This is a genomic window from Myxococcus vastator, assembly GCF_010894475.1.
Classification (GTDB): domain Bacteria; phylum Myxococcota; class Myxococcia; order Myxococcales; family Myxococcaceae; genus Myxococcus; species Myxococcus vastator.
The window spans coordinates 1-14108 of the sequence record NZ_JAAIYB010000201.1 but is presented as its reverse complement, the minus strand read 5'-3'; the positions used below and the strand labels follow the sequence as shown (position 1 = coordinate 14108).

The following is a 14108-nucleotide window of genomic DNA, read 5'->3' as shown; positions in this document are numbered from 1 at the left end:
GTACGCGGCATCGCCGGCATCTACGCCCTCCCGTCAGGCGGGCCCGAACCGACCCCAGCCCACCCGGGTACGGAACGTCCCCCAAGGGCCGCAGCCTGTGGTAGTCCCGCCCGCGCCGTTGGGACCCCACGCGGTGGGAGGCGTCACAGCGCCAGGGAAGCGCCAGGGTGTTGCAGCTGTCGCCCTGCTAGCGCCTGATGGGTGGTAGGCAGGGCGGTCGGCCGTGCGCGGTCCGCGGGCGGTAGGGAAGTGGCGTCCATCGTGTACGCTCGGCCTCCGGAGGGCTTGGGGGCGGCGGGGACCGACGCGGCCACATCCTCCCACCCATGCCCGCCGTTCTGGCCCCAGGGCGTGTTCAGCGGCATGATCGGGATCCGAACCATGAACTCTTTCGCACGCAGCGCGTTTTCGCAGCCTCTCTACCCGGCGCCATGCCGCCGGGGCTGGGGTTCACCGTGAGAGTCGAGATGCAGGCTGATCAGCGGGGACGCGTGCTGGTGGTGGCCGCCAAGGAGGCGGGCGACGCGCTCATGGAGCGGCTCACCTCGAGCGGCTACCAGTGTGCGTCGGCGGAGAAGGAGAGCGGCCTGGCCCAGGTCGCGGACACGTTGCAGCCAGAGGTCGTCCTGCTGGCGGTGACGGCGAAGCGGGCCGCGGAGATGCTGGAGTCGCTGCGCAAGGTGGACCGGCTCCAGCGCCTGCCGGTGCTGGTGGACCTGGGCCGCGCGCGCTCGGCGGAGGCCTTCAAGCGGCTGGCCGTGGATGATTGGATTCGCGGCGCCGACGAGGTGGTGCCCCGTCTGGAGGCCGCGCTGCGCGCGGGCCGGCTGCGCGACCGGGAAGAGCGGATCCGCCTGCGGATGGGGATGCTCCTGGAAATCACCCAGGCGGCCACCAGCTCGCTGGAGCTGGAGGAGATTCTCCGCATCGCCGTGGACAAGGTCGGCCGCGTCACCGGGACAGACCGCTGCTCGGTGGTGCTGGTGGAGGGCAGCCATGCCCGCACCGCGAAGGTGGTGGCCACGCAGGAGGACCCGAGCCTCGTCCAGCTGGACATCGAAGTGATGCGCTACCCGGAGCTGCGCCGCGCGCTGGAGACGCGGGAGGCGGTGGTCATCGAGGAGGCGCAGCGCGACCCGCTGATGGCGGAGGTCCGCACCAACATCCTGCCGCTGGGCGTGAAGTCCATCCTGGTCCAGCCCCTCATCTGTCAGGGCGACCTGCTGGGCGCGCTGTTCCTCCGCGTATCGCGCGCGGACGCGTCGTTCGGCCGGGACGAGCAGGAGTTCGCCCAGGCGGTGGCCGGCGTGCTGGCCAACTCCATCCGCAACGCGCGCCTTCACACGGCGGTGAAGAAGAAGCGCGAGGACCTGGAGGAAGCCTACGTCCAGCGCTACCAGGAGCTGAGCGAGGCCAACCGCCGGCTCAAGGAACTCAACCGGCTCAAGGACGAAATCATCGCGGTGTGCAGCCACGACCTGCGCGCGCCGCTCCAGGTGCTCCTGGGGCACGGCCGGCTGTTGCAGGAAGGGCCGCTGGAGCCGCAGCAGCGCCAGTCCTCCGAGGCGATGATCCGCCAGGGCAAGAAGATCCTCGGCCTGGTGGAGTCCCTGCTGGAGAAGGGCAAGGGCGAGGCGGCGCGGCTGTCCATTGAACCCCGAGTCCTGGACGTGGCGCAGCTGTGCCGCGACGCCGTCAACGAGCTGGAGATTCTCGCCGCGGAGCGGGGCGTGTCACTGCGCGCCGACTGCCCGGACAGCCTGATGCTCATCGGCGACGAGGTGAAGCTGCACGAGGTGCTGCAGAACCTCATCACCAACGCCATCCACCACGCGCGCCAGGACGGCGAGGTGGTGGTGAGCACCCAGCGGCTGGGGCGTCCGGACGGGGACGCCGCCAAGGTGTGCGTGCAGGACGACGGCGTGGGCATTCCGCCGGACGAGCTGCACCTCGTCTTCGACCGTTACCGCCACGGCGGCAAGGGCACCGGGCTGGGGCTGGCCATCTGCAAGGAGTTCGTGGAGCTGCACGGCGGTGAAATCTGGGCGGAGAGTCCGCCGGACACCGGCTGCATCTTCGTCTTCACGCTGCCGCTGGCGCAGGAAGCGCCGCGCAACCCGCGTCCGCCGCCCGCCGCCGCGCCGTCGCCGCAGGAGCAGCCGCGCGTGCTGGTGGTGGAGGACGAGCCGGAGATCGCCGCGGTGCTGTCGGAGGTGCTGCGCTCCAAGTACCGCGTGGAGGTGGCGCGCGACGGCGCGGAGGGCCTGGCCCGGGCGAAGGCCCAGCGGCCGGACCTGGTGGTCATGGACGTGTTCCTGCCCAAGCTGGACGGCCTGGACGCGGCCATGGCGCTCAAGTCCTCGACGGACACCGCGCGCATCCCCGTCATCCTGCTGTCCGCCCACCAGGGCGTGGCGGAGAAGGTCCGCTCGCTGAACCTGGGCGCGGTGGACTACATGAGCAAGCCGTTCAACGCGGTGGAGCTCCTCAACCGCACCGAGCGCGCCCTCAAGCTGCGCCAGGGCGAGCGCGAGCAGCAGGAGAAGGAGAAGGCCAGCGCCCTGCAGCGGCGCACCGGCAGCGACCCCGCAACGGGTCTGCACGACCGGCGCGGGCTGCTGCTGCGGCTGGAGCAGGAGGTGGCGCGCAGCAGGCGCTACCACCGCGCGCTCAGCCTCGCGGTGCTCCGGCCCGACCGGCCGGTGGATCCCGTGCCGTCCACCATCGCGGACGTCATGCGCAAGCGGGTGCGTCACCCGGATGCCATCTCCCACCTGGGCGGAGGCGTGTTCGCCGTCGTCCTGCCGGAGTGCCAGGCGGAGGCCGCGCGCGCCGTCATCAGCCGCATGTTGCCGGATGTGGAGAAGGCGACGGACACGGAGTACCGGTCGGCGGTGGCGGATGTGAGCCAGGACAGCGACTCGGTGGAGAAGCTGCTGGAGAAACTGGGCGCGCCGGCCCCGGAAGAGACCTGAGGCGACTGCACGCGGGACGGGCTCACGCTAGACTCAGGCTCGCGTGCGCCCCTCTCGCCTCCTCGTGTCCGCCCTGCTGGCCGTCCTCGTTGCGCCGGGTGTGTCCGCGGCCGCTCCGTCACGGCGGCCGCGCGTGGACCCGGAGGCCATGCGGGAGGCCATCGACGCGGGCGCCGCGGACGAAGGCCGCTACGCCTCGTCCGCCAGCTACACGAACTACCTCCAGTCCCGGCTGAAGCACCATGCCGGGGACCACCGGGGCGCGGTGGACGCGCTGCGGCTGGCCCTGGCCACGGATGACGGCAACCCGCTGCTGCTCACCCGGCTGGGCGAGCAGTACGCCCGCCTGGGCGACTTGACGCGCGCGGAGCGTGAGCTGCGCCGGGCCGTGCTGCGTGCCCCCGCCTACTACCCCGCGCACGTGCTCCTGGGCCGCGTCCTCACGGAGTCGAAGCGGTTCGCCCGGGCCCGCCTGCACCTGCGGCGCGCGGTGTCCCTCAAGCCGCGCGAGCCGGAGGCCTACCTCGTCCTGGCCCAGCTCCACCTGGAGACGGGGGCCACGGACGCGGCGGTGAAGGTGGTGGACGCGCTGGCGCTGGCGCTGCCGGGGGAGGCCTCCGGGTACCAGCGCCTGGGGTTGGCCCTGGCGGAGCGGGGTGACACGGCGCGTGCCGAGCGCCTGCTGGTGGAGGCCGCCACCCGGGCCCCAGGCGACGTGGAGGTGCTGACGGCGCTGGCTCAGCTGTACGAGGACACGGGCCGGCCCGTGCAGGCGGAGGAGTCCCTGGCTCGGGCGCTGGAGCGGGAGCCGGACAGCCGCGAGGTGCTGCTGGGCGCCGGGCGCGCGGCGCTGAAGGCGGGCTCCGCCGTACGGGCTCGGGCGTACTTCGACCGGCTGTTGTCGCTCTCCTCCGAGCCGGAGATGCCGGTGCGGGTGGCCTTCAGCTACCTGGCCGCGCGCGAGCCCGGGGCGGCCGCGGAGGTGCTGGAGGCGGCGCGCCGGGGGGAGCATGCGGATCCTCGGCTGGCCTACTACGCGGGGCTCGTCCATGAGCGGATGCGCCGCTTCGCCGACGCGGCGAAGGCCTTCGCCGGTGTTCCCGCGGAGTCGGATGTCCATGCCGACGCGCGCCTGCGCCGGGCCCGCAGCCTGTCGCTCCTGGGCGAGCACTCCCGGGCGCTCACGCTCTACCGGGCCGCCATGCAGGCGTCGCCGGAGGACGTGGAGGTCCGGATGCAGTTCGCCCGAGCCCTGGAGCGCGGCGGCGCGCCGAACCGCGCGGAGCGGCTCCTGCGCGAGGGCCTGGCCACCCATCCCTCCGCGGCGCTGTATGACGCCCTGGCCGCCACGCTCCACCGGCAGGGCCGAGGCGACGAAGCGTTGACGCTGCTGCGCGAGGCGGTGGCGCGCGCTCCCCGGGACGCGGACCTGCTGTACGTGCTGGGCGCGGCCCACGAGCGGCAGGGCGACGTGACGGGCGCGCTGGCCCGCATGCGGGCGGCGCTGGCCGTGTCTCCGGACCACACCGCCGCGCTGAACTTCCTGGGCTACCTGCTGGCGCAGGCGGGACAGAACCTGGACGAGGCCGAGCGGCGCGTGCGGCGCGCCCTGGAGCTGCGGCCGGACACCGGGGCCTACCTGGATTCACTGGGCTGGGTGTACTTCCGGCGAGGCGACTACGCCCGGGCCGTGGACGCGCTGGAGCGGGCCTCCACGCTGGCTCCGGACGAGCCCGTCATCCTCGAACACCTGGGAGACGCCTATCAGCGGGTGGCGAGGACGGACGATGCCGCGGCGGCCTGGCGGCGCGCCCTGGAAGTGCTGACGTTGGATCCCGAGTCCGCCGAGCCCCCCGGTCAGCGCGCCGCGTTGGAGCGCAAGCTCAAGGCGCTACCCACGCGTGCGCCAGACCGCTAAGTTGGTGCGCCTATGGCGCGTAGCGACGAGGGCTTCTTTCCCGGCAGGGACGGCACACGGCTGTACTGGAAGTCCATCCTTCCTGATGCCGAGCCCCGCGCGCATGTCGCGGTGGTGCATGGGTATGGCGACCACTTTGGCCGCTATGGCTTCGTGACGGATGCGCTGCTGGCGGACGGCTTCGCGGTGCACGGCTTCGACTACCGGGGCCATGGCAAGGCCGACGGGCGGCGGGCCTACTGCGAGAAGTGGCCGGAGTACCTGGAGGACCTGGAGGTCTTCTGGGCGCGGGTGCGCGCGGTGTCGGAGGGCAAGAAGGCCTTCGTGCTGGCGCACAGCCACGGCGGCCTGATGTCGGCGACGTGGGCCTCCAGCCGGCAGGTGGAGGGGCTGACGGGGCTGGTGCTGTCGGCGCCGTACCTCAAGCTGGCCATCACCCCTCCGGCCTCGAAGCTGATGGCCGCGCGCGCGGTGGGCAAGCTGGTGCCGTGGCTGAGCATCTCCTCCGGGCTCAAGGTGGAGGACCTCACCCGTGACACCGACGTGCAGCGGGCCACCCGGGAGGACCCGCTCCACCAGGCCATCGCCACGCCGCGGTGGTTCGTCGAATCCACCCGGGCGCAGGGCGAGGCCGTGCTGCTGGCGCCGAAGATTCAAGTGCCGCTGTTCGTCCTGTGTGGTGCGGAGGATGGGGTGGCCGCTCCGGCGGCGGCGCGGGAGTACTTCGAGCGGGCGGGGTCGCCCGACAAGAAGTTCAAGGAGTACCCCGGAATGCGGCATGAGCCGCTCAACGAGGTGGGCCGTGCGGAGGTGTTCCGGGATATCTCCGGCTGGATCTCCGCGCATCTCTGACATAATCAGGTCGCCCGGCTCCTAGGGAGGAGCTGGCGCTGGGTGAGGTCACCGCATGGCAACGGGTGAAACGGGCATCATCGGCAAGGGCATCGTCATCAAGGGCAACCTCACGGGAGGTGGGGACCTGGTGATCGAGGGACGCGTGGAGGGGCAGATTGCCCTGAAGAACCACCTCACCATCGAGAGCACCGGCAAGGTGCAGGCGGACATCCGCGCCGAGGAGTTGACCATCAACGGCGAGGCCAGCGGCAACATCGACGCCTCGTCTCGCGTGGCCATCAACGCCTCGGCCAAGGTGGCCGGCGACATCAAGGCACCTCGCGTCGTCATCGAGGACGGGGCCGTGTTCAACGGCTCCATCGAGATGGACGTTCGGCTTCCTGACGACATTTGAGCTTCACGCCGCGCGCGCCGCGGCACACACCTTTCGAGAGGCGGACAACACTCATGGCGAATACGGTCATTGGCTCGAGCATCGTCATCGACGGGGAGATCTCCGGCGACGAGGACCTGGTCATCCAGGGCACCGTGAAGGGGAAGATTTCCCTCAAGGAAAGCCTCTACGTGGAGGGCAGCGGCGTCGTCGAGGCGGACATCGAGACGCAGAACGTGGAGATCGCCGGCCGCGTCACGGGCAACATCGTCGCCAGCGACAAGGTGGAGCTGAAGACGGACTGCCGCGTGGTGGGCGACATCAAGGCGCCCCGAATCCTCATCGCCGACGGTGCCTCCTTCAAGGGCAACGTCGACATGGACATGAAGGAGCGCTGATTCGTGGCCACCGCGAAGGAGCTCTCAGCGAGCAACAACGTCGACAACACCGTGGTGGGGCCTTCCATCCTCATCAGCGGCCGGTTGACGGGCGACGAGGACCTCACGGTCCGAGGGCGCGTCGAGGGTGAGCTGACGCTCAGCCGCACCCTCATCGTGGAGCCCTCGGGCGTGGTGAAGGCCAACGTGGCGGTGAGGAACGCCATCGTCAGCGGCGTGGTGGTGGGCAACATCAACGCCACCGAGAGCGTGGAGCTCACCCGCGAAGGCCGCATGGTGGGCGACATCCGCGCCCCGCGCGTCATCATCGTGGACGGGGCCAGCTTCCGCGGCCGCGTGGACATGGGTGATGTGGAGCCGGGACGTCTGCCGGCCGAGCGCCCCGCGGTGGTCCGCCCCACGGCGGTGAGCCGTCCCTCGGTGACGCCCGCGCGTCCGACGATTCCCGCCGCGCGGCCCACGCCTCCGCCGCCGCCGTCGCGGCCCACGCCTCCTCCGCCGCCCGCGCGCCCCTCGGCGCCTGCCGCGACGACGCGCCCCTCGGCGCCCATCACCCGTCCGGGGTTGGGTGGCCTGGGAAGCAAGCCGCTGCCGCCGCCTCCGCCGACCCGCGTGGAGCGGGCGGAGTCGCAGGCTGAGCAGGCGGGCGCTGCCGAGCCGCCGACGCCAGTCCTGGTGGGTGCTGGCGCGAAGAAGAAGGTCGTGGTGAAGAAGAAGACCCGCTAGCGCGCACCGCCCGCGCCGTCAGTCGTTGGCGGTGCGGGCGCGTGGGCTTATCAGGGGTGCCACCATGGACGCCGAGCACAGGGTTGATGGACAGGATGGGACGGCGGGTGCTGGGCCCGAAGGTGGCTCACAGGCGCCGTCCGGGCAGGACGGCGGCCAGGGTGGTGCCGTGAGCACCGAGCCGCACGCTTCGGGGGCCTCCTCGGAGCAGGGCGAACACCCGCGCGAGGGCGCGTCACCGGAGTCCGGTGGTGAGCACCGCGCCGAGGGCTCGCCGGCAGCCGAAAGTTCCGAGCCGCGCGCCGCCGAGGGCACGCCGCCCGCCGAAGGTTCGGAGCAGCGCGCCGAGGGCACGCCGCCCGCCGAAGGCTCGGAGCAGCGCGCCGAGGGCACGCCTTCCGAGCAGGGCGAGCCCCAGAACGCCGGCTCCGCGCAGGAGCAGGGTGGTGCGCCTCCCGTTGACGGAACGCCTCCGTCGCAGGAGGCGTCCCCGGCCACTGGCGACACGCAGGGCGAAGGCGCGCGGCCGCACGATGGGGGCAGCGAAGCGCCGGGCTCCGCGGACGCCTCTGGGAGCGAAGCTTCAAAGGACCCGACAGGTTCGCGGGAAGGTGGACTTCAGGCCGAGGGCACCACGTCCCACGGTCCGGGGGAGCCACATGCCAAGGATGCGTCTCATGCGCAGGGCGAGCACCAGGCCGTGAGTGAGTCCCAGGGGCAGGACGGAAGTGAATCAGGAGGCGGGTCCGACGCCAACGCGGAGACGCGCGCCGAGCAGGCCCCCTCCGACGGCGAGTCCCGTGCCACGCCCGGGCTGGACGAGCGCCCCCAAGGCGCGTTCTGGACGGGAGATGCCGACGGTGACAAAGCCAGCGACTCCGGCGAGGAGTCGCAGGAGGACGTCCTCCCCGAGCCCGAGCAGCGGCTCTCAGGCCGGGTGACGACGGTGCTCCTGCCGCTGGAGAAGCTGCAGGACGAAAGCGCGTTCAAGCTCCGCCCGGAAGGAGACGTGTCGGGGCTGGCCACGGACATCGCGCGGCTGGGGCAGCTGTTCCCGGTGGATGTCCGCCCGGCGGGGGAAGACCGCTACCAGCTCGTCTGCGGCTTCCGGCGCGTCGCCGCGCTGCGCTTCCTCAAACGGGACGCGGTGCAGGCGCGGATCCACCTGCGGCTCTCGGACGAGGACGCGCTGGTGATGTCGCTGGCGGAGGCGATTCACGCCACGCCGGTGGGCCCGGAGGTCCTGGAGGCGAAGCGCGACGAGCTCGAGGCGCAGGGGCGCTTGAGCGCGGCCGTCCGCGACATGCTGGAGAAGGCGCTCGCCACCGAGGACACGCTGGCGCCGGAGGGCGTCGAGGAGGAGATTGACGCCGACGAGCTGGCGCAGGAAGTGGCGCAGCGGCTGGGGGCCATCAACCAGGACCTCTCGCTGCTGGCGGACGTGTTCGCCGCGCTGGATGAGTCGCGCAAGGCGGAGCTCCTGATGCAGCTCCGCTATTCGTCCGAGCTGGTCACGTATCTGGAGGGGCTGTAGGCCATGGTGGAACCGCTCGTGCGCGACCGTGCCCGGCTGTTGGAGCTGCTCACCGAACGCTCCTTCGAGCAGCGCCGCGTGGTGCTCTCGTCCGGCAAGGAGTCGGACTTCTACATCGACTGCAAGCGCACGGCGCTGCTGGCCGAAGGCCACTTCCTCATTGGCCGGCTGTTCCTGGAGGCCATCCGGCGCGAGGCCCCCGAGGCCGTGGGCGTGGGCGGGCTGACGCTGGGCGCCGACCCGCTGGCGTCCGCGGTGAGCCTCACCGGCTACCTGTCCGGCACGCCGCTGGCGGCCTTCATCGTGCGCAAGGAGCCCAAGGGGCACGGCACGGGCCAATGGATTGAGGGCCTGAGCGGGCTGGGGCAGGGCGCGGCGGTGGCCATCGTGGAGGACGTCGTCACGACGGGCGCCTCCACGCTCAAGGCCATCGAGCGGGCCCAACTGGAAGGCCTGAAGGTGCTGGGGGCCTTCGCGCTGGTGGACCGGTTGGAGGGTGGACGTGAAGCCGTGGAGGCCTCGGGCCACCGGCTCCACACGCTCTTCACCCGCAAGGACTTCATTCCGTGAGGCGTCCGTTCCTCACCGCGGCGCTGCTGGGGTTGCTCGCGGGCTGTGTCACCACGCCGCCCACCGCCATCAGTGATCCGCCGCCGTCGCTGCCGGACGAGCACGCGGAGCACTCCTACCGGAAGATTCTCGCGCGCTACACGGGGCAGCAGGAAATCTACGACGGCTTCGACACGCGTGTGTTCGCGGGCGTGACGCTGCAGACGCAGCCCTTCCGCGAGGCGCGCGTGCATCGTCAGGCCGCCTTCCAGCAGCTGCCCACGGTGAAGGTGGAGCAGATGCTCGCCGAGGAGCGGGCGAAGGCCGCGCAGGTCCATGAGTTCTTCCTGGGCGTGCACTTCAACGACTTCGTCTACGCCGACTTCGACTACAAGCACTCCATCTGGCGCCTGGCGCTGGTGACGCCCGCTGGGGAGGTGACGCCCTCGCGTATCCGCCGGCTGGGCCGGGTGAACATGCAGACGCGGGCGTACTACCCGTACACGTCGATTTTCTGGGTGGGGTGGGAGATTCAGTTCCCCACGCAGATGTCCGACGGGAGCCCCGTCATTCCGCCCGGCACGGAGACGGTGACGTTCCGCATGGCCTCGTCGTTGGGCAAGGCGGAGATGCAGGTGAGCGCGCAGTAGCGCGGCTCACGTCTGGCTGGGGCGCTTCAGCCACTTCTCCGCGGGCGGCATCGTCGGGCCCGCCAGCAGCCGGTCCATCAGGGCGGTGGGTGAAGCGCTCACGGCGAAGGGCGCGGCCTGCTCCACGGGGACGAAGCCTTCCTCCGCGTGGTGCCGCGCCATGGCCAGCAAGGGCTGGAAGAAGCCGCGCGTGTCCAGCAGGCCCATGGGCTTGCGATGCAGGCCCAGCTGGGCCCAGGTCACGATTTCGAAGAGCTCATCGAGCGTTCCAAAGCCCCCGGGCAGCGCGATGAAGGCGTCCGAGCGCTCCGCCATCAGCGCCTTGCGCTCGTGCATGGAGCCGACGGAGTGCAGCTCCGTGAGGCCCCGGTGGGCCAGCTCCTTGGCGCCGAGGAAGCCGGGCAGCACGCCCACCACCTTGCCTCCGGCGGCCAGCGCGCCGTCCGCCACCGCGCCCATGAGCCCCACGCTGGCGCCGCCGTAGACGAGCGTCAGGCCTCGCCGCGCCAGCTCGGCGCCCATGCGTGTGGCGGCGTCCAGGTACTCCGGACGCGCGCCGGGCCGGGAGCCGCAGAACACACAGACACTTCGCACTTCCATGTCAAAAGCCTCCACGGCGCTCGGGGTGGGCCGCGTAGAGCGCCACCACCACCGAGAGAAAAAGAAGGATGGGCAGGGCGCGCGCGTAGACTTGCCGCCCCATGCGCAGGGCCAGTCCGCAGGGCAGGCCGAAGAGGAAGCCGCCCAGGTGCCCCGCCCAGCTCACGAAGGGGAGCAGGCTGAGGACAGCCACCTGCGCCAGCCAGATGAACAAGTCCCGGCGGCCCTCGCGCGTGGCGACGGGCAGCATGGCCCCCGCCCAGCCAAGAATCATTCCGGACGCGCCCACCGTGGGCACGTCGAAGTCGAAGATGAGCGAGAAGGTGGACGCCCCCAGCGCCGTCACGAGCGACAGGCCGATGAAGCGCAGGCTGCCGATGCCCCGCTCCAGCGTGAAGCCGAGCGTCACCACCACCGACATGTTGAAGAGGAGGTGGAGGGGACTGCCGTGCTCCAGCACCGCGCCCAGCAGCCGCCAGTACTGGCCCGCCTGCACGAAGGGGCCGTACAGGCCCAGGGGCGGAATCTGCATCCGCCCGAGCTCGCTCCGGACCACCTGGGAGATGGGCAGGACCTGCTCCGCCACGAAGAGCGACACCGCGCAGGCGATGAGGGCGTAGCACACCCAGGGCCGCGGCTGCGGTGGGCCTGGCACCGGTGGGCCAGGGGGCTGCGCGCCGGGGCCTTCACCGCCCGAGGCGGAGGAGGGTGCATCGAGAATGCGTCGTGGACGGGAGGACATGCGGGCTCACGGCTCCCTGGACACGACGGTGTCTCGCAGCCAGCGGTGGTCGTCCGGGTGCGGGTAGTCCAGCGTGTAGTGGAGGCCGCGGCTCTCCTTGCGGCGGCTGGCGCAGTCGACGATGAGGTAGGCGACGTCGGCGATGTTCCGCAGCTCGATGACGTCGCGAGTCACCTTGAAGCGCCAGTAGTAGTCGCGAATCTCCTCGCGCAGCAGCTCCAGCCGGCGCCGCGCGCGCATCAGCCGCTTGTCCGTGCGGACGATGCCGACGTAGTTCCACATCAGCCGGCGAATCTCGTCCCAGTTGTGGGTGACGACGACGCTCTCATCCGACTCCACCGCGCTGCCCGAATCCCAGGGCGGCGGGTCCTCGGTGGGAGCGGGCTGGGCGCGCACTTCGTCCGCGGCCACCTGCACGGCGCGGTGGCCGAAGACGAGCCCCTCCAGCAGCGAGTTGGACGCGAGCCGGTTGGCGCCGTGCAGGCCCGTGCAGGTGACTTCACCGATGGCGTACAGGCCGGGCACGTTGGTGCGTCCCTCCAGGTCCGTCACCACGCCGCCGCACATGTAGTGGGCCGCGGGGACGACGGGGATGGGCTGCACCGCCATGTCGATGTTGAAGGCCTTGCAGGTGGCGTAGATGTTGGGGAAGCGCTCGGCGAGGAAGGCGCGCCCCAGGTGCGTCATGTCCAGGTAGACGCAGTCGTCGCCCGTGCGCTTCATCTCCGCGTCGATGGCGCGCGCCACCACGTCACGCGGCGCGAGCGCGCCCATGGGGTGGTAGCGCTCCATGAAGGACGCGCCGCTCTTGAGCTTCAGCTTGCCGCCCTCGCCGCGCAGCGCCTCGCTGATGAGGAAGCTCTTGGCCTCCGGGTGGTACAGGCAGGTGGGGTGGAACTGGTAGAACTCCATGTTCGCCACCTTCGCGCCCGCCCGGTACGCCATGGCCACGCCGTCCCCGGTGGCCACGTCCGGGTTGGACGTGTACAGGTACACCTTCCCGGCGCCGCCGGTGGCCAGCACCGTCACCTTGGCCAGGAAGCGCTCGATGACGCCGTCCTCCAGCAGGGCGTAGACGCCCAGACACCGGCTGACCCCAGGGGAGGGGACGCGCCGCTCCTGGATGAAGTCGATGGCGGCCGTCTGCGGGAAGAAGGTGATGTTGGGGACCTCGTCACACGCGGCGAGCAGTGCGCGCTGCACCTCGCGGCCGGTGATGTCGCCCGAATGGATGATGCGGCGCGCGGAGTGGCCGCCCTCGCGGGTGAGGTCGAACTCGCCGGTGACGCGGCGGTTGAACTCCGCGCCCAGGTCCGCCAGCTCCCGCACCCGGCCGGGGCCTTCCTTCACCGTGACTTCCACCGCGTCCTGGTGGCACAGCCCCGCGCCCGCCACCAGCGTGTCCTCGATGTGCGCCTCGAAGGTGTCGGACGGCGCGAGCACGCTGGCGATGCCACCCTGGGCATAGGCGGTGTTGCTTTCGGAACGCTCACGCTTGGTGAGGACGGCCACCGTGCCATGGCGGGCCGCCTGGAGGGCGAACGAGAGGCCCGCCACGCCGCCTCCCAGGACGAGGAAATCGAACCGATGGGGCATGGTGAGCAGCCTTAACGACTGTAAGTGCTGGAAACAAGGCGTTTTCTTGAGGACTTTCCCGCGGGTGTCTAAGGTTCGTGGGCCGATATGCGTGCCTATTCCGCGTTCCTCGCCGTCGCCGTGCTGGCCCTGCCCTTGTCGGCGGGGGCGGATGCCATCTACCGGTACGTCGAGAAGGACGGCACCATCATCTATACGAACGTGCAGCCCACGGGCAGCAAGCGGGCCAAGACGCTGAAGGGCACGTTCACCAAGGCCCCCGCGAAGAACACGCCGGTGGTGGGCCGCAAGCGGACCCCGCCGGAGTTGGATCCGCACATCACCGCCGCGGCGCTGCGCTACCGCATCCCGCCGGCGCTCGTGCGCGCCATCATGCACACCGAGAGCAACTTCAACCCCAACGCGCTCAGCCACAAGGGCGCCAGCGGGCTGATGCAGCTCATGCCGGCCACGGCGACGGACATGTACGTGAAGGACATCTTCAACGAGCGCGACAACATCGAGGGCGGCGTGCGCTACCTGCGCGTGCTCGCCAACATGTTCGACGGCGACATGGTGAAGATGGTTGCGGCGTACAACGCCGGCCCCGAGGCGGTGAAACGCTACGGTGGCAAGGTGCCCCCCTATCAGGAGACGCAGGGGTACGTTCGCAAGGTGCTCAAGCTCTACTACCACTACAAGGAGCGCGAGGCGGCCGTCTCGAGCGGTCCCCGCGAGCCCACATCCCAGAATGACGACGCGCGCGAAGGGGCGGGGGGAGACGAGCCCCGCTGATGAAGAGTTCCTCCAGCAGCTCTCCCGCGGTGGCGAGCTGTTGGCCGCAGGCCGGGTCCACGAGGCTCAGCCGTTCCTGGAGCGTGCCCACGAGCTCCAGCCCCGCATGGAGAAGGCGCAGAACCTGCTGGGCCTCTGCTACTTCAAGCTCGGCCTGTACGACAGGGCGGCCGAGCTGTACGAGATGCTGGTGCGCGACAACCCGGTGGACCCGACACTGCGGGTCAACCTGGGCCTCGTGTACCTGAAGACGTCCGCGCTCCAGCGCGCGGCGCGCGAGTTCGAGACGGCCACCGACCTGTCCCCCGAGCACCAGAAGGCCCAGAACTACCTGGGCCTCACCCTGGCGCAGATGGGCGAGTGCGGCCGCGCCCGCGAGCACTTCCTGCTCGCCGGCAGTGACGTCATGGCGGAGAAG

General features: G+C 71.0%; 14 protein-coding genes. 11 read left to right on the top strand and 3 right to left on the bottom strand.

Features of this window, described 5'->3' with window-relative positions; all coding sequences use genetic code 11:
- The first annotated feature begins 467 nt into the window (after window positions 1-467).
- The 9 genes from G4D87_RS20365 to G4D87_RS20325 all read left to right on the top strand — a co-directional run bounded on the left by G4D87_RS20365 (window position 468) and on the right by G4D87_RS20325 (window position 9978).
- A complete protein-coding gene (locus G4D87_RS20365; RefSeq protein WP_163783730.1) occupies window positions 468-2975 on the top strand; it encodes an ATP-binding protein in 2508 nt (835 codons plus the stop codon).
- 43 nt (window positions 2976-3018) lie between these two features.
- Complete coding sequence (locus tag G4D87_RS20360) at window positions 3019-4893, top strand: tetratricopeptide repeat protein (RefSeq protein ID WP_163783729.1); 1875 nt, start codon at window positions 3019-3021, stop codon at window positions 4891-4893.
- A gap of 12 nt (window positions 4894-4905) precedes the next feature.
- Entirely contained in the window at window positions 4906-5745 is an 840-nt protein-coding gene (locus G4D87_RS20355; protein ID WP_163783728.1) for an alpha/beta hydrolase, read from the top strand.
- Window positions 5746-5800: 55 nt separating this feature from the next.
- Window positions 5801-6142, top strand: a complete 342-nt coding sequence (gene bacN, locus G4D87_RS20350; RefSeq protein WP_002636699.1) for a bactofilin BacN — start codon at window positions 5801-5803, stop codon at window positions 6140-6142.
- A complete protein-coding gene (bacO, locus tag G4D87_RS20345) occupies window positions 6139-6519 on the top strand; it encodes a bactofilin BacO (RefSeq protein ID WP_176408989.1) in 381 nt (126 codons plus the stop codon). The genes bacN and bacO overlap by 4 nt, the downstream gene beginning before the upstream one ends.
- Window positions 6520-6522: 3 nt before the next feature.
- Complete coding sequence (gene bacP / locus G4D87_RS20340; protein WP_163783727.1) at window positions 6523-7245, top strand: bactofilin BacP; 723 nt, start codon at window positions 6523-6525, stop codon at window positions 7243-7245.
- 64 nt (window positions 7246-7309) lie between these two features.
- Window positions 7310-8779 (top strand): ParB/RepB/Spo0J family partition protein, encoded by a 1470-nt coding sequence (locus tag G4D87_RS20335; RefSeq protein ID WP_205507658.1) that lies wholly within the window; start codon window positions 7310-7312, stop codon window positions 8777-8779.
- A gap of 3 nt (window positions 8780-8782) precedes the next feature.
- Window positions 8783-9349 carry an orotate phosphoribosyltransferase gene (pyrE, locus tag G4D87_RS20330; RefSeq protein ID WP_163783725.1) on the top strand — a complete coding sequence of 189 codons (567 nt, stop codon included), beginning with the start codon at window positions 8783-8785 and terminating at the stop codon, window positions 9347-9349.
- Window positions 9346-9978 (top strand): hypothetical protein, encoded by a 633-nt coding sequence (locus G4D87_RS20325; RefSeq protein WP_163783724.1) that lies wholly within the window; start codon window positions 9346-9348, stop codon window positions 9976-9978. The genes pyrE and G4D87_RS20325 overlap by 4 nt, the downstream gene beginning before the upstream one ends.
- Window positions 9979-9984: 6 nt before the next feature.
- Here the strand turns inward: G4D87_RS20325 and G4D87_RS20320 are convergent, their stop codons facing one another.
- From G4D87_RS20320 to nadB, 3 genes are all read right to left on the bottom strand, one after another.
- Window positions 9985-10578: an LOG family protein gene (locus G4D87_RS20320; RefSeq protein WP_163783723.1), complete on the bottom strand. Its 594-nt coding sequence runs from the start codon at window positions 10576-10578 to the stop codon at window positions 9985-9987.
- 1 nt (window position 10579) lies between these two features.
- The gene (locus G4D87_RS20315; RefSeq protein ID WP_163783722.1) at window positions 10580-11233 is read right to left on the bottom strand and encodes a rhomboid family intramembrane serine protease; all 654 of its coding nucleotides are present in this window, start codon (window positions 11231-11233) and stop codon (window positions 10580-10582) included.
- Between the two features lie 93 nt (window positions 11234-11326).
- Window positions 11327-12916, bottom strand: a complete 1590-nt coding sequence (gene nadB / locus G4D87_RS20310; RefSeq protein ID WP_163783721.1) for an L-aspartate oxidase — start codon at window positions 12914-12916, stop codon at window positions 11327-11329.
- Window positions 12917-13003: 87 nt separating this feature from the next.
- Between nadB and G4D87_RS20305 the strand changes: the two genes are divergently transcribed.
- The gene (locus tag G4D87_RS20305) at window positions 13004-13690 is read left to right on the top strand and encodes a lytic transglycosylase domain-containing protein (RefSeq protein WP_163783720.1); all 687 of its coding nucleotides are present in this window, start codon (window positions 13004-13006) and stop codon (window positions 13688-13690) included.
- The coding region (locus G4D87_RS20300; protein WP_163783719.1) for a tetratricopeptide repeat protein at window positions 13647-14108 on the top strand (462 nt) is incomplete at its 3' end. The genes G4D87_RS20305 and G4D87_RS20300, both read left to right, overlap by 44 nt.

What these genes read in the sequence shown, in the direction of transcription:
- bacN (WP_002636699.1), top strand. Translation starts at nt 5,801, where the DNA reads ATGGCAACGGGTGAAACGGGCATCATCGGCAAGGGCATCGTCATCAAG.
- G4D87_RS20355 (WP_163783728.1), top strand. Translation starts at nt 4,906, where the DNA reads ATGGCGCGTAGCGACGAGGGCTTCTTTCCCGGCAGGGACGGCACACGG.
- G4D87_RS20320 (WP_163783723.1), bottom strand. Translation starts at nt 10,578, where the DNA reads ATGGAAGTGCGAAGTGTCTGTGTGTTCTGCGGCTCCCGGCCCGGCGCG.
- G4D87_RS20305 (WP_163783720.1), top strand. Translation starts at nt 13,004, where the DNA reads ATGCGTGCCTATTCCGCGTTCCTCGCCGTCGCCGTGCTGGCCCTGCCC.
- pyrE (WP_163783725.1), top strand. Translation starts at nt 8,783, where the DNA reads ATGGTGGAACCGCTCGTGCGCGACCGTGCCCGGCTGTTGGAGCTGCTC.
- nadB (WP_163783721.1), bottom strand. Translation starts at nt 12,916, where the DNA reads ATGCCCCATCGGTTCGATTTCCTCGTCCTGGGAGGCGGCGTGGCGGGC.
- G4D87_RS20365 (WP_163783730.1), top strand. Translation starts at nt 468, where the DNA reads ATGCAGGCTGATCAGCGGGGACGCGTGCTGGTGGTGGCCGCCAAGGAG.
- G4D87_RS20335 (WP_205507658.1), top strand. Translation starts at nt 7,310, where the DNA reads ATGGACGCCGAGCACAGGGTTGATGGACAGGATGGGACGGCGGGTGCT.